23 protein-coding genes are annotated in these 21,238 nt (G+C 65.0%); 6 read left to right on the top strand and 17 right to left on the bottom strand.

The genetic code is table 11. The features are described 5' to 3' along the window. Nucleotides 1-13: 13 nt before the first annotated feature. From HZZ16_RS30920 to HZZ16_RS30885, 8 genes are all read right to left on the bottom strand, one after another. Nucleotides 14-205 (bottom strand): hypothetical protein, encoded by a 192-nt coding sequence (locus tag HZZ16_RS30920; protein ID WP_246510555.1) that lies wholly within the window; start codon nt 203-205, stop codon nt 14-16. A 174-nt stretch (nt 206-379) separates the two neighbouring features. Then, nucleotides 380-844, bottom strand: a complete 465-nt coding sequence (locus HZZ16_RS30915; RefSeq protein ID WP_197953748.1) for a GNAT family N-acetyltransferase — start codon at nt 842-844, stop codon at nt 380-382. 17 nt (nt 845-861) lie between these two features. After that, nucleotides 862-1,452 carry a glutathione S-transferase family protein gene (locus HZZ16_RS30910; protein WP_197953747.1) on the bottom strand — a complete coding sequence of 197 codons (591 nt, stop codon included), beginning with the start codon at nt 1,450-1,452 and terminating at the stop codon, nt 862-864. A gap of 69 nt (nt 1,453-1,521) precedes the next feature. Further along, nucleotides 1,522-2,448, bottom strand: coding sequence for an outer membrane protein (locus tag HZZ16_RS30905; protein ID WP_246510554.1), 927 nt, complete (start codon nt 2,446-2,448; stop codon nt 1,522-1,524). Between the two features lie 128 nt (nt 2,449-2,576). Further along, on the bottom strand, nt 2,577-3,410 hold the full coding sequence (locus HZZ16_RS30900; protein WP_197953745.1) for an outer membrane protein: 834 nt from the start codon (nt 3,408-3,410) through the stop codon (nt 2,577-2,579). A gap of 238 nt (nt 3,411-3,648) precedes the next feature. Beyond that, nucleotides 3,649-4,899 (bottom strand): MFS transporter, encoded by a 1,251-nt coding sequence (locus tag HZZ16_RS30895; protein WP_197953743.1) that lies wholly within the window; start codon nt 4,897-4,899, stop codon nt 3,649-3,651. Nucleotides 4,900-5,175: 276 nt separating this feature from the next. Then, a complete protein-coding gene (glmM, locus tag HZZ16_RS30890) occupies nt 5,176-6,519 on the bottom strand; it encodes a phosphoglucosamine mutase (protein WP_197953741.1) in 1,344 nt (447 codons plus the stop codon). 220 nt (nt 6,520-6,739) lie between these two features. Then, nucleotides 6,740-6,907, bottom strand: coding sequence for a hypothetical protein (locus tag HZZ16_RS30885; protein WP_197953739.1), 168 nt, complete (start codon nt 6,905-6,907; stop codon nt 6,740-6,742). Between the two features lie 155 nt (nt 6,908-7,062). On the opposite strand from HZZ16_RS30885, the gene HZZ16_RS30880 reads away from it, so the two are divergent. Next, the gene (locus HZZ16_RS30880; RefSeq protein WP_197953737.1) at nt 7,063-8,199 is read left to right on the top strand and encodes an alpha-hydroxy acid oxidase; all 1,137 of its coding nucleotides are present in this window, start codon (nt 7,063-7,065) and stop codon (nt 8,197-8,199) included. Nucleotides 8,200-8,451: 252 nt separating this feature from the next. Here HZZ16_RS30880 and HZZ16_RS30875 read toward each other — a convergent pair whose 3' ends face one another. The 7 genes from HZZ16_RS30875 to HZZ16_RS30845 form a co-directional block, all read right to left on the bottom strand. Next, a complete protein-coding gene (locus tag HZZ16_RS30875) occupies nt 8,452-9,078 on the bottom strand; it encodes a hypothetical protein (RefSeq protein WP_197953735.1) in 627 nt (208 codons plus the stop codon). Between the two features lie 56 nt (nt 9,079-9,134). After that, on the bottom strand, nt 9,135-9,974 hold the full coding sequence (locus tag HZZ16_RS30870; RefSeq protein WP_197953733.1) for a shikimate dehydrogenase: 840 nt from the start codon (nt 9,972-9,974) through the stop codon (nt 9,135-9,137). Between the two features lie 66 nt (nt 9,975-10,040). Continuing rightward, the gene (locus HZZ16_RS30865) at nt 10,041-11,783 is read right to left on the bottom strand and encodes a SulP family inorganic anion transporter (protein WP_197953731.1); all 1,743 of its coding nucleotides are present in this window, start codon (nt 11,781-11,783) and stop codon (nt 10,041-10,043) included. 105 nt (nt 11,784-11,888) lie between these two features. Further along, entirely contained in the window at nt 11,889-12,161 is a 273-nt protein-coding gene (locus HZZ16_RS30860) for a helix-turn-helix domain-containing protein (protein ID WP_008566993.1), read from the bottom strand. A gap of 296 nt (nt 12,162-12,457) precedes the next feature. After that, nucleotides 12,458-14,506 (bottom strand): elongation factor G, encoded by a 2,049-nt coding sequence (locus HZZ16_RS30855; protein ID WP_197953730.1) that lies wholly within the window; start codon nt 14,504-14,506, stop codon nt 12,458-12,460. A gap of 200 nt (nt 14,507-14,706) precedes the next feature. Further along, nucleotides 14,707-15,186 (bottom strand): DUF992 domain-containing protein, encoded by a 480-nt coding sequence (locus HZZ16_RS30850; protein WP_197953729.1) that lies wholly within the window; start codon nt 15,184-15,186, stop codon nt 14,707-14,709. Nucleotides 15,187-15,565: 379 nt separating this feature from the next. After that, nucleotides 15,566-16,768 (bottom strand): pyridoxal phosphate-dependent aminotransferase, encoded by a 1,203-nt coding sequence (locus HZZ16_RS30845; RefSeq protein ID WP_197953728.1) that lies wholly within the window; start codon nt 16,766-16,768, stop codon nt 15,566-15,568. A 551-nt stretch (nt 16,769-17,319) separates the two neighbouring features. Between HZZ16_RS30845 and HZZ16_RS30840 the strand changes: the two genes are divergently transcribed. From HZZ16_RS30840 to HZZ16_RS30820, 5 genes are all read left to right on the top strand, one after another. Further along, on the top strand, nt 17,320-17,970 hold the full coding sequence (locus HZZ16_RS30840) for a glutathione S-transferase family protein (RefSeq protein ID WP_197953727.1): 651 nt from the start codon (nt 17,320-17,322) through the stop codon (nt 17,968-17,970). A 152-nt stretch (nt 17,971-18,122) separates the two neighbouring features. Further along, entirely contained in the window at nt 18,123-18,299 is a 177-nt protein-coding gene (locus HZZ16_RS30835) for a hypothetical protein (protein ID WP_162832045.1), read from the top strand. Nucleotides 18,300-18,372: 73 nt separating this feature from the next. Then, complete coding sequence (locus HZZ16_RS30830; RefSeq protein ID WP_197953726.1) at nt 18,373-18,531, top strand: hypothetical protein; 159 nt, start codon at nt 18,373-18,375, stop codon at nt 18,529-18,531. 128 nt (nt 18,532-18,659) lie between these two features. Continuing rightward, nucleotides 18,660-19,472, top strand: coding sequence for a PAS-domain containing protein (locus tag HZZ16_RS30825; RefSeq protein ID WP_197953725.1), 813 nt, complete (start codon nt 18,660-18,662; stop codon nt 19,470-19,472). 87 nt (nt 19,473-19,559) lie between these two features. Then, nucleotides 19,560-20,015, top strand: coding sequence for a GNAT family N-acetyltransferase (locus HZZ16_RS30820; RefSeq protein ID WP_197953723.1), 456 nt, complete (start codon nt 19,560-19,562; stop codon nt 20,013-20,015). A gap of 167 nt (nt 20,016-20,182) precedes the next feature. On the opposite strand, the gene hmuQ is transcribed toward HZZ16_RS30820, so the two are convergent. Together hmuQ and HZZ16_RS30810 are read right to left on the bottom strand one after the other, a co-directional pair. Next, on the bottom strand, nt 20,183-20,506 hold the full coding sequence (gene hmuQ, locus HZZ16_RS30815; protein ID WP_036030903.1) for a heme-degrading protein HmuQ: 324 nt from the start codon (nt 20,504-20,506) through the stop codon (nt 20,183-20,185). A 270-nt stretch (nt 20,507-20,776) separates the two neighbouring features. After that, nucleotides 20,777-21,136 carry an endonuclease domain-containing protein gene (locus HZZ16_RS30810; RefSeq protein ID WP_197953721.1) on the bottom strand — a complete coding sequence of 120 codons (360 nt, stop codon included), beginning with the start codon at nt 21,134-21,136 and terminating at the stop codon, nt 20,777-20,779. Nucleotides 21,137-21,238: the final 102 nt, after the last annotated feature.

Below are 21,238 nucleotides of genomic sequence, written 5' to 3'. Positions count from 1 at the left end.
TCGGGAAGGTCCGTCAAGGAAGTTCCGGGGCCTCACGCGCCAGTGATGGCGCATCCGGTGCAATATCAGGGGCCTCGACGACGGCGATCGCATTCAGCAAGTCCGTGGCATCGCTGATCAATTGCGCCGCCTTGCGGCGGCTGCGGACCTTCAAAATGCATTTGTCATTGGCCTGCACGACATAGTCGTTGCCGACCTTGATCATCGAATAGCTTGTCATCGAAATGCCCCGAACCGAGCGAGCCCGGTGTCAGACGCCCCCGTAGCACCGTTCGTTCCTTCATCAAGGTGAACGACGGAGCGGTAGTTTACCGGCTCTTAACAGGACGAATGAAAAGCCCTGATTTCGCCGGCTGCGCAGCGCTCGCGTTGCGCTGCTTCAAAAGCGGACGGTCATGCCGACGTGACTCGCCGTGAAGCCGAGCCGCTTGTAGAAGCGCTGCGCATCGATGCGCGTCTGATGCGTGAGCAACTCGACCAGATTGCAGCCGCGCGCCTTTGCTTCCGACACGGCCCATTGCACCAATTGCTCGCCGATGCCGCGGCTGCGACACTCGGTGGCAACGCGAACGTCCTCGAGCAGGCCGCGCGATCCGCCTTGCGAGCTCAGGCCCGGCAGGATCGCGAGCTGCAGGCAGCCGACCACCCTGCCCTCACTCTCGGCAACGACCAGCGTGAGATTCGGATCACGCTCGATCCGCGCGAATGCGTCGTAATAGGCGGCCGGCAACGGATCCTCCACGCGCTCGCGCGCGCGGCCGAGATGATCGTCGGCGAGCATCGCCACGATCGCGGCGACGTCCTCGCGGCGCGCGGGACGGATGGACACGGCTTCGGCATTCATGTCAGACGACTCCGCATTCAGCGCGCCGGCGAAAGGTCGAGAAACGCTTCGACTTCGCCGATCCAGCGGCGGACGGAGGCATAGCGGCCAAGGTCGAAGCCGCCTTCATGCGCGAGGCGCGTATAGGCGAGCAGCGACACGTCGGCGAGCGACACCTCATCGCCGGCGAAGAAGCGGCCGGCTGAGAGGTGCTGCTCCATGCGGGCGAGCGCCGCATAGCCGCGCTTGACCTTTTCGGGATCGAGCTCGGACACATCCTTGCCGAGATAGACGATGAGGAAGCGGCACACGGCGATATAGGGCTCGTGGCTGTATTGCTCCCAGAACAGCCATTCGTCCATCTTGGCCGCCGTGAAGGCGTCGCGGGGAACCAGCGCGCTGTCGCGGGCGAGATAGCGGATGATGGCGTTGGACTGCGCCAGCGTGCGGCCGTCGTCGAATGCGATTGTGGGCACCTGGCCGGCGCCGTTCATCTTCAGGAATTGCGGCGTGCGCGTCTCGCCCTTGCGGGTGTCGATTTCGATCCACTCGTAGGGCAAAGCGAGCTTGTCGCAGACCCACTTCACCTTGAGACAATTGCCCGAATTGCTGTCGCCGTAGATCTTCATCGCTACCGCCCCACTTTCGGACGACAGAGCATCAGGCGCGGGGAATGTTGTCAACCAGAGGGGACAGGCTCAGAACTTGTAGCCGAGTCCGACATGCGCGTTGTTCAGCGTCACCTGCGTGTTCATGACGGGTGAGAACTGCACATATTCGTATTCGATTCGCGCAAACAAGCCGCCCCACAGGCAGTATTCGAGCCCGATGCCGGCGGTCCAGCCGACTACGAAAGCGTTGGTCTTGTGCTGGCCCTGCGTTTGCGACTGAGATGGAACGGGATTCGTCGTTCCCGGCACGATGACGGTGTTGCCCAATATATCGGTCGTCGTCGTATCGGTCCGCAGCGTTACGTTGCTGGACACCGTGCGGGAAACATCCATGCGGCCTATGGCAGCGCCGCCGAAGACATACGGCATGACGTCACCGCCGTCCCAGCCCATGCGCCCGCGCAACGTGACCATGTCCTTGACCTGAGCCGCGGCGGCCCCGGTCAGAGTCACGTTCCAATGGTTGTAGGCCCCCGGCGGCACCGTGTCGCCAGGGGGGTTGATGATGTCCAGAGAGTTGGAGCCGGTCGACGCGGTCTTGAGATTGTTGAAGTAGGTGTAAGTACCCTCGAGGCCGAGCACCGCATCGTACCACTGCCAGTTGCGGCCAACGTATCCGCCGAAGTTGGTGCTCTGCGCCGTGTTCTTGCTGAGGAGCGACCACGACGAGGTCGGCTGCTGGAGCACGCTGTCACGAAAGATGTAGTTGGTCAGGCCGACCACGCTCTGGCCGAAATCGGATGAGTCGGTCGTGTAGCCGAAGTGGCCGCCGGCGTAATAGCCGTCCCAGTTGCGGCTGGTCTTCGACAGACCGTCTGTGAAGCCGCCGCGCAGCACGGGCAGGTCCGGCATGTCGGCCGCTTGCGCGGCAGACACCATCCCCAACATCGCCGCTGCCAACACCAGCCTACGCATCACCACGCTCCATCGGACTCGAACTGTTGCGATGATCATCGCCTGTTAACCTTAACCAATGGTTGCGCCGGGCGGCTTCGGCGCACCTCGCCATGAAAAATACGCAAAGCAAAACGGCGCGGGATGATCCCGCGCCGTTAAGAAGTCCTAACCGATCCGCTTGCCGATCAGCCCTTCGTGACCAGCGGCGGTGGCGGCATGTAGGCCGGCGGGCTGTTGAGGTCCCAGCGCACGCCGAGCTTGACGTCGTGCGAGGTGAGCTCCTTGATCTTGATCGAGGTCGCGCCCGAGGCGCTGTTGTCGAACAAGCGGAAGTTGCCTGGCGCCGCGTCGCCGAGGTTCATGTAGCTGTAGGCCAGTTCGACGGTGAAACCGGGATTGACCTTGTAGGCGAGACCGGCGTGAGCGGCCCAGGCGAAGTTCCACTTTCCGTTGTCGGCGAAGTAGGCGACGCTGTTGTTGAGCAGCGGGCTGTAGGACACGCCGTCGTCGCGGAAGCTGCTGATCCTGTTGTAGGAGCCGCCGACGCCCGCGCCGATGAACGGCGTGACGCACCACCAGGTGCCGAGGTCGACATAGGCGTTGGCCATCACGACCCACTCGGACTTGCTGCCGCTGTAGTTGTTGACGCCGACGAAGCCGGGTCCGACGACGTTGTCGCTGCCGTGCAGATTGGCCTTGCCCCGGTACTGGCCGATCACGTCGGCGCGGAACCAGTTGTTGAAGCGATAGCCGACGCCGAGACCGAACAGCGGCGAGGAGTCGAAGCCGAGGCCTTCCGTCGTCTTGGTGAACCCTGCCGGCAGGCTGCTCTCGATCCGCTTCGCGCTTTGGTTGGTCATGCCGATGTCGCCGCGCAGATACCAGCCGCCGAAGTCGGCGGGCGGAGCCGGCGGCGCGTACATCGGAGGGGGCGCGGCGATCGGCATATCGGCGGCGAACGCCATCGACGAGATCAGGGTTGCCGCACCCGCGGCAAGGAGAGACTTAACGCTACGCATTGGCTTCGTCCTTATGGCCGGTGAGGCTGAATACGAGCGCCTCACGTTCTGGAAACTCACGGGCCGGACGATGCCAGCAAATGTTTAAGCGCCACTTAACCCTAATTTTTAAGGTTGATTTTTTCTCACCCCACACGCGCTTGCCGTGCGGGCGTTGCAAGAATGCCGCCCAAAATGCGACATCCCCGCCGCATTCCCTAACGATGTGTGAAGCCGCAACGCGGCAAGAGAGGATGCGTTAACGCACGTGTCGCGGCAGCTTGGGCAGGAACACCGCCAGCAGCCCGATCGCCGGCAGATAGGCGCAGACCTGGTAGACGAACTCGATCGAGGTGTGGTCGGCGAGCTTGCCGAGCACGGCCGCGCCCAGGCCCCCGATGCCGAAGGCGACGCCGAAGAACACGCCGGAGATCATGCCGAAGCGGTGCGGCACCAGCTCCTGCGCGAACACGATGATCGACGATGTCGTCGAGGAGATGATCAGGCCGATGGCGACGCTGAGCACCGAGCTGGCAACGAGGCCGGCATAGGGCAGCGCCAGCGTGAACGGCAGCGCGCCGAGGATCGAAATCCAGATCACGATCTTGCGGCCGAAGCGGTCCCCCAGGGGACCGCCGAGAAACGCACCCACGGCGTTCGCCGCGAGAAAGACGAAGAGATAGATCTGGGCTGCCTGCGTCGACACGCCGAAGCGATCGATCAGGTAGAAGATGTAATAGCTCGACAGGCTCGAGACGTAGAGCTGCTTGGAGAACAACAGCGCGACGAGCACAACAAGCGCGACCGCGACGCGGCGCGAGCTCGGCGCACCGGGCTGGGTGTGGACGGGCGCCGCTTTCTTCGCCGTGATCTGCGGCGCGTACCAGCGCCCGATGCGCCAGAGAATCAGGATGGCGAGAAACGCGATTGAGGAGAACCAGGCGATGCTGCCCTGGCCGAATGGCACCACGATCAACGCGGCGAGCACCGGCCCCATCGAGGTGCCGAAACTGCCGCCGAGCTGGAACACCGATTGCGCAAAGCCGTAGCGCCCGCCCGAGGCGAGCCGCGCGATGCGCGCCGATTCCGGGTGAAACACCGCCGAGCCGAGGCCGACCAGCGCGGCGGCGACGAGGATGACGAGATATTGCTGCGCGACGCTGAGCAGCAACAGGCCGAAGAAGGTCGAGGCCATGCCGACCGCGAGCGAATAGGGCTGCGCCTTCTTGTCGGTGTAGTGCCCGACCACCGGCTGCAGCAGCGAGGCCGTGAACTGGAACGCCAGCGTGATCATGCCGATCTGCGCGAAGTCGAGCGCGTAGGCGTCCTTCAGGATCGGGTACACCGAGGCGATCAGCGACTGCATGGTGTCGTTGAGGAAGTGCGAGACGCTGATGCCGGCGAGCACGACGTAGGCCGGCCCTGCCGCTTTGGCGGCGGTCGGCGCCACGTCGGCAACGACGACGGGCTCGGTCAGCGTTTCCTCTGAGACGACGACAGGCTTGTTCAAGGCGGCGATTCCGGCGCGGCAGATTGCCGCGAAGTGCTGATTACGACGCAGGCGGCGGCGGGACCATCGTCAATCGCAAATGGCTGGGATGCGCGCGGCCCGTTCACTTACCCTCCCCTGGAGGGCGAGGGTCGGCTCGCGATCGAGCAAAGCGAGATTACGTGACGGGGTGGGGTGATCTCTCCTCACGGGCACTGTTCGTGTGGAGGGATCACCCCACCCCGCTCGCGCTGCGCGTGATCGACCCTCCCCCTCCAAGAGAGGGTAAGAAAGTACTTACGCCGCAGCCTGCCCCAATGCGAAAACAATGGTGTCGACGACGTCCTCGACGAGGTGACGGTCCTCGCCTTCGCCCATGACGCGGATCACGGGTTCGGTGCCGGAGGAGCGGATCAAGAGGCGGCCGTGGCCGTTGAGGCGCTTTTCGCCGTCGGAGATCGCCGACTTGACGTCGGAATCGTCGAGCGGCCTGCCGCCCTTGTGGCGGACGTTTTTGAGGATCTGCGGCAGCGGATCGAAACGGTGGCAGACCTCGGACACGGGGCGGCGCAGCTTCTGCACCACGGCGAGCACCTGCAATGCGGCGACGAAACCGTCGCCGGTGGTGGCGTAGTCGGACAGGATGATGTGGCCGGACTGCTCGCCGCCGAGATTGTAGCCGCCGTTCAGCATCTGCTCGAGCACGTAGCGGTCGCCGACCGGCGTGCGCACCAGCTCGAGCCCCTGCCCTTGCAGGAAGCGCTCCAGCCCGAGATTGGACATCACCGTGGCGACGATGCCGGGACGCGAGAGGCGTCCATCCTCCTTCCAGCTCTGCGCGATCACCGCGAGCAGCTGGTCGCCGTCGACGACATGGCCGCGCTCGTCGACCAGGATGACGCGATCGGCGTCGCCGTCCAGCGCAATGCCGATATCGGCGCGCATCTCGCGCACCTTCTTCGACAGCGCCTCCGGCGAGGTCGAGCCGCAATCCTTGTTGATGTTGAAACCGTCGGGCTCGACGCCGATCGGCACCACGTCAGCGCCCAATTCCCACAGCGCCTCGGGCACCACCTTGTAGGCGGCGCCGTTGGCGCAATCGATCACGACGCGCAGGCCCTCGAGCGAAAGATCGCGCGGCAGCGTACGCTTGGCGAATTCGATGTAGCGGTCGTGCACGCCGTCGATGCGGCGGGCGCGGCCCAAGCTCGCGCTCTGCGCGAGCCGCTTGTCGAGGGATTCGTCGAGCAGCTGCTCGATCTGCCGCTCGACATCGTCGGAGAGCTTGAAGCCCTGCGGGCCGAACAGCTTGATGCCATTGTCCTCGAACAGATTGTGCGAGGCGGAGATCATCACGCCGAGATCGGCGCGCATCGACTTGGTCAGCATCGCGACCGCCGGCGTCGGCATCGGGCCGACCAGCAGCACGTCCATGCCGACCGAGGTGAAGCCTGCGACCATGGCGTATTCTATCATGTAGCCGGACAGGCGGGTGTCCTTGCCGATCACGACCCGGTGGCGGTGGTCGCCGCGTTGAAATGCAAGGCCCGCGGCCTGGCCGACCTTGAGCGCGAGCTCCGGCGTGATCAGTCCGTTGGCGCGGCCCCTAATCCCGTCCGTCCCGAAATATTTGCGGCTCATATCGTCCCCCAAGCAACAACCAGGGACTCCCCTCTACAACCACGGGCTGCCCCAACGGGCCCCGCATCCCTGATTTGCCGAGGTCTTATAAAGCTATCGCGGCTAACTTGGCTTCAAAAAATATGATCAATCATTACGGAACCGGCGCCGCGACCGCTCTGATAACACGTTGTTAACATTGTGGTTCCGGCGAGACCAGCGAAAAGAAGCGGAACTCGCCCTAATCCGAGCGCTTCACATGGCCGTCCTGGCGGCTCGGCGCAGGCTGGGTGACATTGACTGGATCCGAGCCGGGGAAGGTCTCCTCCAGTCCCTCTTCCAGCGCTTCCTCGAGATCATGCTTCTCCTTGATCTCTTCCGGCGAAGGTCCCGGATGCGGCTTCGTCATGGTGTTCTCCTTGGCGCTCTCCTTCCAAAACGTTCTGCAAACGATTTGGCTGTGCATCCAACCATGCTAGATGACCCCGAAATCTTCCGATGCAAGACTGTTTGGCAAGACTGCTTGGCAAGACTGTTTGGTACATGACGGGCCGGGGAAACGACATGAAGCATATTACCTGTATCGACGATCTCCGCACGCTGCATCGGCGCCGCGTGCCGAAGGCGTTCTTCGACTATTGCGACCGCGGCTCCTACGCCGAGGAGACGCTGCGCGCCAACCGCGAGGACATGCAGGCGATCAAGTTCCGCCAGCGCATCCTGGTCGACGTCTCCAAGCGCGACACCTCGACCACGATCCTCGGCGAGCCGTCGACGATGCCGCTGATCCTCGCGCCGGTCGGCCTGCTCGGCATGCAGCACGGAGACGGCGAGATCCACGCCTGCCGCGCCGCGCAGGCTGCCGGCATCCCGTTCACGCAATCGACGATGTCGATCTGCTCGATCGAGGACATCGCCGCCAGCGTCGAGAAGCCGTTCTGGTTCCAGCTCTACGTCATGAAGGACCGCGGCTTCATCAAGGAATTGATCCAGCGCGCCATCGCCGCCAAGTGCAGCGCGCTGGTGCTGACGGTCGACCTGCAGGTGATCGGCCAGCGCCACGCCGACATCAAGAATGGCATGACGGTGCCGCCCGAATGGTCGTTGTCGAAGCTGCTCGACTTTGCCAGCAAGCCGGCCTGGGTCTCCGGCGTGCTGCAGGGCAAGCGCCGCACCTTCGGCAACATCGCTGGCCACGTGAAGAACACCGAGGATCTCAACCGCCTCGCCGAATGGACCGCCTCGCAGTTCGACACCTCCTTGAACTGGAAGGACGTCGAGTGGGTCCGCAGCATCTGGCCGGGCAAGCTGATCCTGAAGGGCATTCTCGACGTCGAGGACGCCGAGCTCGCCGCGAAAACCGGTGCGCAGGCGATCGTGGTCTCCAACCATGGCGGCCGCCAGCTCGACGGCGCGCCGTCATCGATCGAGGTGCTGCCGGAGATCGTGGACGCGGTCGGTGACAAGATGGAGATCATGTTCGACGGCGGCATCCGCTCCGGCCAGGACGTGATGCGCGCGCTGGCGCTCGGCGCGAAGTCCTGCATGATCGGCCGCGCCTATGCCTACGGCCTCGGCGCCGGCGGCCAGGCCGGCGTCGCCAAGGCGATCGACATCATCCAGAAGGAGCTGCTCACCACGATGGGCCTGTGCGGCGTCAACCGGGTCGAGGAGATCGACGATCACGTGATCGCGGTGTGAGCGCCCTAACCTCTCCCCGCCCTTCTGCGGGGAGAGGTCGGATTGCTTTGGCGCGCGATTGCGCGCCTGAGCAATCCGGGTGAGGGGCAAGGCACGCTGTCGCCAAGATCGAAGTCCATCCGACTCTGCAGCGCTCCACAATCCAAGCCGAATTTGCGGAGACAGCCCCTCACCCCACCCTCTCCCCGTAGGAACGGGGCGAGGGAGTGAGAGAGCGATGCGTCCCTCACCTCGTCTGGATAACGTCGATCCTCACATCGGCGGCGTCAGGCCGTCGCGGCCGACGCTGACGCGGCTGGTCTCGAACGAGCCGTCCGGCAATTGCTTCATGAAGGCGATGACCTTGGCGCCGGGCTTCAGCTCGGATTTGTCGCCGGGCACGAAGGTCACGACCGGCGTGTCGTCGGCGACGAACACCTTCTTCTCGCCGTCCTTGTACTTGACCAGCAGCGTGTGACCGTCGTTGCCGACGACGCTCTCGGCCACGGTCGCATTGGTCATGCTGGAGTTGGGCTTGAGGTCCCAGGGCCGCGAGCCTTCGCCGGTGCCGCGCATGCTTTCCGGAAACACGTGCACCTCGACGGCGTTCTGGCTGCCGTCCGGTCCCGGCACGGTGGTCGCGCCGATGAACGAGCCGGGCTTGATGTCGGCGAGTGAGATCTTGGTAACGCCCGACACGTTCACGTCGGAGGCGAGGCGAAGCTTGAGCTCTTCACCGCTGCGCGACTTGACCTGCATGGTGTCGCCAATGACGCTTTCGATGGTGCCGCGCACGCGCGTCGGCACCGGCGCTCTCTGGGCGAAGGCGCAGTAGGTCGAGACGACCACCATCGCGACGGCGATCAGTGGACGTGTGAAGGTTGCACGTTGAACAGTCATGACGGTCTCCGATTGCCCCCGGAATAGAGAACTCCGAAAGACCCTGCGCTATTCTCTCAAGACTTCGTGAGATCGGCCTCGACCAATGCACGCAGCTCGGCGGTGACCTCGGGCCGCCGCCCGAACCACAGCTCGAAACCGCGCACCGCCTGATGCAGCAGCATGCCGAGTCCGTCGGCGGTCTTCAGGCCGCGCGCCTTCGCCGCGGCGAGCAGCGGCGTCACCAGGGGAACGTAGACGAGGTCGGCGACGACGGCATCTTGCGGCAGGCGCGCGACGTCGACATCGAGTGAAGGCTGGCCATGCATGCCGAGCGAGGTCGTATTCACGAGAAGCTTTGCACGCGGCAGCACGTCGCCGATCGCGTCCCACGACAGCGGGTGCACGTTCGGCCCGAACTGCTCTGCCAGCGTCTCGGCTCGCGCAATGGTGCGATTGGCGATATGCACGCGTTTGACGCCGCGTTCCAGCAGGCCGAACACGACCGCGCGGGAGGAGCCGCCGGCGCCCAGCACCAGCGCCGCCTCGGCCATGTCCCAGCCCGGCGCGCTGGCGTCGAGATTGTTGATGAAGCCTTCGACATCGGTGTTGGTGCAGCGCAGCTCGCCCTCGGCAAACCACAGCGTGTTCGCAGCACCGACGGCCCTGGCGCGCGCGTCGGGCGTCGACAGCACCAGCACGGATTCCTTGTGCGGGATGGTGACGTTGGCACCGACGAAGCCGCGCAGCGACAGCCGCAGCACGAAATCGCGCAAATCCTCGGGCGGTACCGCCTCGATGACATAGCCACCCTCAATGCCGAGCGTGCGCAGCCAGTGATGGTGGATCAGCGGCGAGCGCGAATGCGCGGCCGGCCATCCGATCAGACAGGCTGCAGGGGGCTTGGGCGCGGTCATCTTTCCCTCGGGTCGTTTCCGAGGCGATCCATTTCGCGTCGCGCCCGCTCTGTCAAGCGCGGCCCGTCAGCTCGCAGCGGGCTCGTCGGCGGCGCGGCCCTTGATGTCGGCGATGGCGCGCTCGAGGCTCGTGCGGTAGCGCGCGCGCGGCGGCGTGACGCCATGAGTGAGCAGCGCGCGGCGAACCGTGGGCGAGGCCCCCGTGATGAACAGCCTGATACCCTGGCGGTGCGCCTTGGCGGCGACGCGACCGAGCACGTTGGCCGCGGTCGAATCCAGGAACGGCACCGCGGCGAAATCGACCACGAAGGCCTTGCGCCTGTCGGCGATGCCGTCGAGCACGCTGCCGATCGCCGAGGCCGCGCCGAAGAAGAACGCGCCGGTGATGCGATAGACCAGCACGTCGCGGTCGACCGCAAGCGCGGGATCGTAACGCACGCGGTCGCCGTTGCCGTCGTCGGGGCGATCATCCGCAACCAGTGGCGTGCGCTCCTCGATGCCCGTCATCTCCGCCATGCGATGGATGAACAGCACCGCGCCGAGCGCGAAGCCGACCAGGATGCCCTCGGTGAGATCGCGAAAGATCGTGAGCAGGAAAGTCGCGAGCAGAACCACGGCATCGCCCCATGACGAGCGCAACAGCGTAGCGAATTCGTGCTTCTCCGCCATGGTCCAGGCCACCACGACCAGCACCGCGGCGAGCGCGGCCAGCGGAATGTAGCTTGCAAGCGGGGCCGCGATCAGCATGAACAGCAGCAGGAAAACCGAATGCAGCATGCCCGCGAGCGGCCCCCGCGCGCCGGCGCGGATATTGGTTGCAGTGCGCGCGATCAGCCCGGTGACGCAGATGCCGCCGAACAGCGCCGAGCCGATATTGGCCGCGCCCTGCGCCACTAGCTCGCAATTGGAGCGGTGACGGCGGCCGGTCATGCCGTCGGCCACCACCGCCGACAGCAGCGATTCGATCGCCGCCAGCAGCGCGAACGCGATCGCATCCGGCAGCACCGCCCTTGCCTTCTCCAGCGAGAATGCGGGTAGCGCCGGCGAGGGCAGCTCGCGCGGGATGCCGCCGAAGCGCGAGCCGATCGTTTCCACCGGCAGCGAGAATATTGCGCACACGAATGCGGCGAAAACGACGGCGATCAGGATGCCGGGCCAGGAGGGACGCCAGACCCGCAACGACGCGATGATGGCGATGCTGACGATCGCGACCAGCACTGCGGATGGATTGATCGTGTCGAGGCCGCCGGCGAGCGCGACGAGCTTCGGCACGAACTCACTGGGCTCCCTCTCCGCGAGCGTGATGCCGAAGAGATCGCGGAGCTGGCTGGCCAAGATGATGACGGCGATGCCGGCGGTGAAGCCGACAGTGACGGGATAGGGAATGAACTTGATGTAGGTGCCGACCCTGAGCAGCCCTGCGCCGATCAGGAACAGGCCCGCCATCATGGTGGCGAGGATCACTCCGTCGACGCCGTGCCGCTCCGCGGTCGCCGCGACCAGAACGATGAAGGCACCGGCAGGGCCGCCGATCTGGAACCGGCTGCCGCCGAGCATGGAGGCGATGAAGCCGCCGGCCACGGCGGTGTAGAGGCCGCGGTCCGGCGTCACGCCCGAGGCGATCGCGATCGCCATCGACAGCGGCAGCGCTACGATCGCAACCGTGAGGCCTGCGAAGACGTCGGCGCGGAAATCCGCAAGGCCGTAGCCTTCGCGAAAGACGGTGACGAGCTTCGGCAGATAGAGCTCGGCAAAGGTCGGCTGACGCAGCTGGTGCAGCCGGCCTGCCTGATCGCTCGTGATGCTCATGTCAGCAAAGTGCTCCGCTGGCCCCACAATGCTCCGAAGCATCGTGCGTCCCAAGGTGCGACGATGCGCTAGCCCATCTTGATCCCGGGCACGATCAACGCGCGATCATGCTCCGACACGGCGCGGCGGCCCCGGCTCTTTCAAGCGAACGCCACGTCCGCCGCTGTCGCTGCGGGCCTGCTCGCCGATCAGCTCGACGCCGGCCCGGTCGAACGCCTCGACCACCTTGATCAGGGTCTCGACCACGCCACGAACATTGCCGGTCGAGGCCTCCATCCGCTGGATGGTCGGCAGCGACACGCCGGCGAGCTCGGCCAGGGTTTTCTGGTCGATGCCGAGCAACGCGCGGGCTGCCCGCATCTGGAACGAGGTGATCACCTTGGCCTCACTTACGAGCAGTTATAAGTGATATCTGGAACATATACAATGATGTAAAATACATCATGCACGGGCAAATGCAAGCAGGGGAGTCTCGCCATCTCCTTCGTCATTGCGAGCGCAGCGAAGCAATCCAGAGTCTTTCCGAGGGGGGATTCTGGATTGCTTCGCTTCGCTCGCAATGACGTGTGGAGAGAGCGCGGCCTACGTGCGCCGCACGTGTAGATACAGCCTTACCCCACCCTCTCCCCGTAAGAACGGGGAGAGGAGTGAAAGAGCGGTGGCTTCCTAACCGATCACGCCGCGTGCTGATGGGCGGCGATGATCTGGTCGGCGGCGCGGCCGGTGACTTCGGCCATGTGGTCGAACTGGCGCGTGAAGCTACCGGCACCGGCAGTAGCCGAGCGCAGCTCCACGATCAGCTCGCCGATCTCCGCTTCCGGCATCATGGCGCGGACACAGTCCCAGCCGGTCCAGCCCTCGCGGGTGTCGAAGCCGAGAATCTGGCCGCGCCGCGCCGACAGGATCGCGTTGATCTTGGCGGTGGCGTCGGTCGGGCAGACGATCTCGACCATGTGGATCGGCTCCAGCAGCACCGGCTGGCATTGCGGCAGGCCTTCGTTGAGCCCGACCCGCGCCGCGGTGCGGAAGGCGAGATCGGAGCTATCGACGCTGTGGTAGGAGCCGTCGGTCAGCGTCACCTGCACGTCGGTGACGGGGAAGCCGAGCGGACCACGCGCCAATCCATCAACGACGCCCTCCTCGACCGCCGGGATGTAGTTGCGCGGCACCGCGCCGCCCACCACCGTCTCGGCGAACTTGAAGCCGTCGCCGCGCGGCAGCGGCTTGATATCGAGCACGACATCGCCGAACTGGCCGTGGCCGCCGGACTGCTTCTTGTGACGTCCGCGCTGGGTGATCGGCTTGCGGATGGTCTCCTGATAGCCGATCGCAGGCGGATGCGAGGTGACTTTGACGCCGAAGCGGTCGCGCAAGCGCTCGCTGGCGACACGCAGGTGCATCTCGCCCTGGCCCCAGAGCACGGTGTCGTGGGTCTTGGCGTTCTGCACGATCATGAGCGAGGGATCCTCCTCATGCAGGCGCATCAAGGCCTGGCCGAGCTTGACGTCGTCCTTGCGGTCGGTGGCCGCGACCGAGATCGCGAGCACGGGCGGCGTCGGCTCGATCGTGATCAATGCCGCGGGCGCCGTCTTGCCGTTCGAAACTGTGTCACCGGTCTTGACCGGATCGAGCTTGGCGAGCGCCACCGTGTCGCCGGCTTCTGCCGAGGCGCGCTTGGTGTCGTAGGCGCCGTTGACCGCGAGGATGCCGGAGATGCGCCCGGCGCCGCCGGATGAGGATTGCAGCGTGGCGCCGTCGTCCAGATGGCCGGCGAGCAGCCGCGTCAGCGACAACTTTCCGCCGTGCTGCGAATGCAGCGTCTTGAAGACATAGCCGAGCGCGTCCTTGGCTTGGGGAACGCCGAGGCGTCTGGCAGTCTCCGCAACACCGGGCGCCTCGTGACGCAACGCCTTCATCAGGCGCAACACGCCGTTCTCGCGCACGGCGGCGCCGAGCAGCACCGGGCAAATCAGCCCTTCCCGCAATTCGCGGGCGAGATCGTCGAAGACGGCATCGCGCGGCGGCTGGATGTCCTCGAGCAGCTGCTCCATCAGCGCATCGTCGTGGTCGGCGAGCTTCTCCAGCATCGAGAAGCGGGCTTCCTTCTCGCGATCGAGATCGCCGCCTTCGAGCGCGATCACCTCGGAGGCCTTGTGCTCGCGATAGACGAAGGCGCGCTCCAGCGCGAGATCGACGAAGCCCTCGATCAGCTCGCCCTTCCAGATCGGGATCTGGCGCAGCACCAGCGGCACGCGCGAGGCGGGCTGCAGCATTGCCAGCGTCTCGCGGATGCGCTGGCTGGCGCGGTCGATCTTGTTGAGGAACAGGAAACGCGGGATCTTCAGCTCCTCCAGCTCGCGCAGGATGATCTGAAGCTGCGGCAGCTTCTTCTCGTCGGCCTCGCAGACCACGATTGCGGCGTCGACCGCAGGCAACGCGGCGCGCATGTCGTGCGCAAACTCAATGGAACCGGGACAATCGAGGAAGGTGTAGCTGTCGCCCATGAAACTCGTGGTGGCGGCAGTGAGGCCGACGGTCATCTTGTGATTGCGGGCCTCGGGCGTGGCGTCGCCGACGGACGTTCCGGCGTCGACGCTGCCGGCGCGCGGGATTGCGCCCGTTCGCGCCAATATTGCTTCCAGAAGTGTGGTTTTACCGCTTTGGAAAGGGCCCACCAGCGCGATGCACCGTGGACCTCGGGGACTTCTGACGTCTTGTCCCATTCGCCGCCTCCTTGATGTGGAGCTCGGCCCGTGATTGGGTCGGCAAACGCCGATGCTCTGCCCCTCCCTTAGATTTGGCAAGCATCAAACGTCGCTGCGGTGCGTCGTCAGTTAGATCAAGTCTTATAATTCCAAGACGGCCGGCTCGGTGTTCCACCTCTCCCGAAGGAGAGGTGGAGAACGAGCCTCGCCCACAATCATCAACGGCCCGGACGGAGTTCCAGGCTCTCGAGGCCCGCAGCGATGTTGAGGCCGACCTGGCCTTGCACGCTAAGCGGCTGGAGCGCGATCGAATTGTTGGAGCCGCCGACCAGCACGTTGCCGCCGAGGCCGACGCCGATCGAGGCGCTGCCCTGCGCGCCGGCGTAATTGCCGGCGAGGTCGCCGGGGCCGAGCCGGTCGACCGGTGCGAACACGCCCCAGGCCAAAGCCGTCTCCTGGGTGATGCCGATGTCGAGGCCGACCTTGCGGATGGTCGCGACGTAGCGATCGTCGGGCAAGCCGTCGGCGCGCAGCACGCAGCCGAGATGGGTCACCGACCCCACGATGAAGCCGACGCTGGCGCCGCCCCGGCATTCGAGCACGCCGACCCGCGCCATCCGCTGCTGTGCGCCAGCGTTCACGACGGAGGCCGTGAGGCCGGCAGCGATGAGTCCGGCGAAGAGGAATGAACGGTGCATGAATGTCTCCGGCGATGATGATGCGAGCAGAGAAGCCGCGGCTGGCAAGCGGCGCGCGATGGTCTATGCCATAAGAGCCGCGGCCGTGCCAGATCGCACACGTTAGAATCGAACTTGCGGAGAGAGCCCCTCACCCCACCCTCGCCCCGTAAGAACGGGGAGAGGGTGTGAGAGTGCGACGCGTCCCACACAGTGCAACGTCGCCGACTTGCTTAACCTCTCCCCGCTCTTCTGCGGGGAGAGGTCGGATTGCGCTGCAATCCGGGTGAGGGGCCTGGCACAACGCCGACCAGAAGCAAAAGTCCGTCCGACTCCGCTTATCGAGAAACACAAAAAGGCCCGCACGAAGCGGGCCTTTTCAATTCGCATTGTCTTTGGCTTACCGCAGATTGCCGCAGAAGCGCTGGATGCGCTTGCAGGCGTCTTCGAGGTCCGAGGTCTTGGTCGCGTAGGAGATGCGGAACGCCGGGCCGAGGCCGAAGGCCGACCCCTGCACCACGGCGACGCCTTCGGTCTCCAGGAGCTCTGTGACGAACTGCTCGTCGTTCGAGATCACGGTGCCCGACGGCGCTTTCTTGCCGATCGTGCCGGCGCAGGACGGATAGACGTAGAACGCACCCTCGGGACGCGGGCACTCGATGCCGCTCGCCTGGTTGAGCATGGAGACCACGAGATCGCGGCGCTCCTTGAACACCTTGTTGTTGGCCGGGATGAACTCCTGCGGACCGTTCAGCGCCTCGACGGAGGCCCATTGCGCGATCGAGCACGGGTTCGAGGTCGACTGCGACTGGATCGTCGCCATCGCCTTGATGAGCTGCGCCGGGCCGCCGGCATAGCCGATGCGCCAGCCGGTCATGCAATAGGCCTTGGAGACGCCGTTCACCGTGAGCGTGCGGTCGTAGAGGCCGGGCTCGACCTGCGCGACGGTGGTGAACTGGAAGTCGTCATAGACGAGATGCTCGTACATGTCGTCGGTCATCACCCAGACATGGGGATGCTTCATCAGCACGTCGGTGAGCGCTTTCAGCTCCGAACGCGTGTAGGCAGCTCCGGTCGGGTTCGACGGCGAGCACAGGATGACCCATTTGGTCTTCGCCGTGATCGCGCGCTCGAGCGCTTCGGCCTGGAGCTTGAAGCCGGTCGCGGCGGTGCAGACCACCGGCACCGGCTCACCGCCCGCGAGCGCGACCATCTCGGGATAGCTGACCCAATAGGGCGCGGGAATGATCACCTCGTCGCCCGGATTGATGGTCGCCATCAACGCGTTGTAGAGCACCTGCTTGCCGCCGGTGCCGACGATGATCTGGTTCGGCTTGTAGGCAACGCCGTTCTCGCGCTGAAACTTCGCGATGATGGCTTCCTTCAGCTCGGGAATGCCGTCGACGGCGGTGTACTTGGTCTTGCCGGCCTCGATGGCGCGGATCGCCGCCAACTTGATGTTGGCGGGCGTATCGAAGTCGGGCTCGCCGGCACCGAGGCCGATGACGTTGCGGCCCGCCGCTTTCAGCGCGCGTGCTTTATCCGTGACCGCGATGGTCGCGGACGGCTTCACACGGTCGAGCGCAGCGGCAAGGAAGGACATCATCATCTCCTGGCGAGCGTCGTGAAGCCCTTCGCCTCACGACTCTGATTGTGGGAATGAGCCACCCTAAAACGTGTGCCGCTGGCCCGCAAGAAACTTCGGCCCGATCCCGGAAAAGTTTACGATTTGGAGCGCTCAGAGGCGCGGTTTCCCGCAATTTTGCGCAACTTTGCCGGCCAAACCCCTCACATCCGGCAAGGCCTGTCCTCGGAGCAATTTCAAGCTCCCTCGCGATCAAAACAGAAGGTCGTCATGCCCGGGCTTGTCCCGGCTTGTCCCGGCCACGACGATGCGGAGGTTTCAGCGGCTTAGCGTTGGTAGCTCCACCGTCTTCGCACCACGCACGGCGCAATGCCTCCACGCATTGACGTAAGCGTGATCTGATTTGCCTCGTCGCGCGGAAATGATCTTCCGCTCCATTGCAGTGCGGTAGGGTTTTCGAGTTTTTCTATCGGCCGGCTCTTGCGGCGGATTCGCATCGGCATCATTGTTTAGCCGCCTCGCGGGCAACGAGCGCCGCGTCTTCTCGTCCTCGGATTTCGAACGCCAGAATGTACAAGCTCTATTCGATGCAACGCTCGGGCAACAGCTACAAGGTCCGCCTTGCGCTGGCGCTGCTCAACCTGCCTTACGAAGCGGTGGAGGTGGATATTCTGCGCGGCGAGAGCCGCACGCCGGATTTCCTCGCGAAGAACCCATCGGGGCAGGTGCCGCTGCTCGAGGTCGGCGAGGGCCGCTATCTCGCCGAGTCCAATGCCATCCTGTGGTACGTTGCCGTCGGCACGCCGCTCGCGCCGGAGAACCGCATCGACCGCGCCGAGGCGCTGCAATGGATGTTCTTCGAGCAGCACGCGCTCGAGCCGAACATCGGCGCGGCCTATTTCTGGCTGTCGCTGGTCAAGGGCGGTCGCGACCTGCAGACCCATTCGCTGGAGGACTGGATGGAGCGCGGCTATGGCGCGCTCCAGGTGATGGAGAATCACCTCAAGACCAATTCCTATTTCGCCGCGCGCCAGCTCACGGTCGCCGACATCGCGCTGTACGGCTACACCCACCTCGCCGATCGCTGCGATTTCGACCTCCAGGCTTTCCCGGCGATCCGGGACTGGCTGAAGCGCGTCGAAGCCACGCCGGGCTTCGTGACCATGGACTGGCGCCCGGCCGACATCGACGATCCCGCCAGCATCGCTGCGAGCGCCTGACGGCGCCCGCTCCGGCGAATAGCGGGCATAAGGGCTCCCTTTGCCGCAATCCCGCCACTTTCGGCGCGGTCGCCGCCGCAATATTGCCGGTTGAAACTGGGAAATTCTGGAAAGTCGCGGGTGATTCGCTCGCGTGTTGAAGGATTTAGACCATGATGCGGGCGTCCGGCACAGCGGGGTTTCAGAGCCCATCCGCTACCGTCGCGTCTTCCCGGCTCACCCATGCGGTCGCGGCCTCGCTCGCCGTCGCCGCGCTCTCGCTGTGCCTGATCGTCACCCTCACGGTGCTGTCGACCAAGGCGACCATGGCGATGGGCCTGCCGGTCTGATTCCCGTTTCATCCTGGACCAGCCTTCAGGGCGCCGTGCGGCCCGCGCCGACCGGCATCGCGACAGGACGTCGATGAAATCACCTGTGGTAGTCGTTGCGATCACGCTGACTGCGGCCATCCTGGTCGCGGCCTCGCTGTTGATCATCGTCGGCACGCGCAAGGGCGCAGGCACGTCGACGCTGAATGCGCCGACGCTGCAGCTGCGCGTCAAGCACGCGCAGATGGTCTAAAATCTTCCGAAAGCCTTAGGCTTGCGCGCAAGCGCGCCTTAAGCACGCTGCACGAAATCGCATCGCGGTCAGGCAACAATCAGTCAGTGTTGCGACCTTACCTCGTTCGGGAGGAGCGAGACAGGTCCATGCGGTTCGGATGGCGTGCGATCTCCGGTCCGGCGCTGGCGGCAGCGACCCTGCTGCTGGCGATGGTGCTCGATCGCTTCGTCCCCGCGCCCTCGCCCGCCCCGCTGTTCGTCGGCATCGTGGCTCTCGCCGGCGCGCTCGCAGGTCTCGCCTCCGCCGTGACGACCGCGATCGTCGCGGTGATCGCCACAGCTCTGTTCTTCCTCAACCGCCACGGCCTTTCCGGCCATGGCGCCGCCGATCTGGTGCAGCTCGGCCTCCTGGCGGTCACCGCTTTCGGCACCGCCGGCATCACCGGGCTGATTCGCGAGCGGCTGCTCGGCAGTTTCGCGGCCGAGCGCCGCAGCCACGCCATTGCCGCGCGCCTGTCGGCCGCGCTCGACAAGATCGATCTCGGCATCGTGCTGCTCGATGCCGAGACCCGGGCCGAATTCATCAACCGCGCGTTCCGCGACTATTTTGCGGTGCCGGACGAGGTCGCCGACGCGAGGCCCCCCTTCATCGCTCTGATGTATCACGGCCGCGACACCGGCGCGTTCGAGCTGCCCGAGGACGAGCTCGGCACCTTCATCGCCCAGCGCATGGAGATGGTGCGGGTCGGCGATGCCACGCCGATCAAGATCGAGCTGCGCAACGGCGAGGTGCTGCGCTTCGTCTGCACCGCACTCCCCGATGGCGGGCGGATGCTGAGCTACACCCCGGTGACCGACCTCGTGCGCCACACCGATGCGCCGGCACGCGCCGACTACTACCGCTCGCTGCGCGGTCCGACCGGCCGCAAGCTGATCCGGACCTTGCGCGTTGCGGAGTGATGCGCGTGTGCGATTGATCGGCAGTACGATCATCACGTATGAAGGGCGTCCCTTCGTCGCGCAACGTCCGAGATCGCAGAAGTTCACATGTCGCTCATCATTCGCGCCGTCACCAGGCAGGATTACGATCAATGGCTGCCGTTGTGGGACGGCTACAACGCCTTTTACGGTCGCTCCGGTCCGACCGCGCTCGCGCCCGAGATCACGCGGATGACGTGGCAGCGCTTCTTCGATGCCTATGAGCCGATGCATGCGCTGGTCGCCGAAAGCGATGGCCACTTGCTCGGGCTGACGCACTATCTGTTCCATCGCAGCACCACCGCGATCGAGCCGTCCTGCTATTTGCAGGACCTGTTCACGTCCGAGGCCGCGCGCGGCAAGGGCGTCGGCTCGGCCTTGATCCATGGCGTCTACGAGCGGGCGAAGCTGGCGGGATCGCCGCGCGTCTACTGGCAGACGCACGAGACCAATCTCACGGCGCAGCGCCTCTACGACAAGGTCGCGGAGCGATCCGGCTTCATCGTCTATCGCAAGATCTTCTGAGCCCTGCGCCGTGGGGCCTGTGGATAACCCCGCCTGTCACCGGCGCGTAACACGGCAAGGCTACGCTGCCCCTGCGTCTGGTCAGGCCCCCGTCACCGATCATGCGCCCCAAGCGGTCCCCGTCAGTCGCCGCGTCTGACAGGGGCCGCATTTTTTTGCCGGCAGCACTACTTGGCGCCGCGCCCCACGGTCTGCATCACCTCGAAACCTTCGAACTGGGGATGGCCGAGATAGAGCGGCTTGTTATCGCCGGCCTTGTGATGCGCTGCGCGAAACGCTTCCGACTTGGTCCAGGCCTCGAACGCCGCATAATTCGCCCATACGGTGTGCGAGGCGTACAGCGTGTGGTCCTCGGCTTCCGGCCCGCGCAGCAGATGAAACTCGATGAAGCCCGGCACCTTGTCGAGATGGGTGTCGCGCGTGAGCCAGACCTGCTCGAAGGCAGCCTCGGAGCCCTTGGCGACGCGGAAGCGGTTCATGGCGATGTACATGGGGCGGTGTCTCCTGTAGGCCCAATCGGCAGGATGCGATGCTCTCGCGCTCCATCTCCCCGTTCTTACGGGGAGAGGGTGGGGTGAGGGGCTGCCTCCGCGAGTTCGGTCTTGATTGTAGGCGATGTGCGCGATGCACGCACTGTCAATGTGGGAGTCGAACGGACTCCCTCCTGGCAACAGTGTGCCCTGCCCCTCACCCGGATCGCTCAAGCGCGCAAATGCGCGCCGCAGCGATCCGACCTCTCCCCGCAGAAAGGCGGGGAGAGGTTAAGTCCCGTTTCCCGCCGCCGCGAGCTCAGCCTGAATCACGACGAGAACTCCTTCGGTGTTCCCGAGGACATCGTTGTTCCAGAAGCGCAGCACCTTGTAGCCCTTCTCCCTGAAGCGCTCGTCTCGAACAGCATCCGCTGCGGACTCATTGTGCTGCCCCCCGTCGACCTCTATGACGATCCGCTTCTCGCGACACACGAAATCGCAGATGTAGCCGATGATCGGCTCTTGCCTGACGAATTTGTGCCCATCGATCCTCCGATTGCGAATGCTATTCCAGAGAACCGTCTCGGCGTCTGTTTGATCAGCGCGCAAGCGTCGTGCGAGTCGGATGGATTTTTCATTGCGGCTACGCATTGCCCTGCCCCTCACCCGTAGTGGACGCACCGCTCTCTCGCTCCCTCGCCCCGTTCTTACGGGGAGAGGGTGGGTGAGGGGCTGTCTCCGCGAGTTCGGTGT

Origin of the sequence: Bradyrhizobium glycinis, assembly GCF_016031655.1 — a bacterium.
In the GTDB taxonomy this organism is placed as follows: domain Bacteria; phylum Pseudomonadota; class Alphaproteobacteria; order Rhizobiales; family Xanthobacteraceae; genus Bradyrhizobium; species Bradyrhizobium glycinis.
Note: the sequence above shows the minus strand (reverse complement) of the source record. Positions and strands in the feature narration are given on the sequence as shown.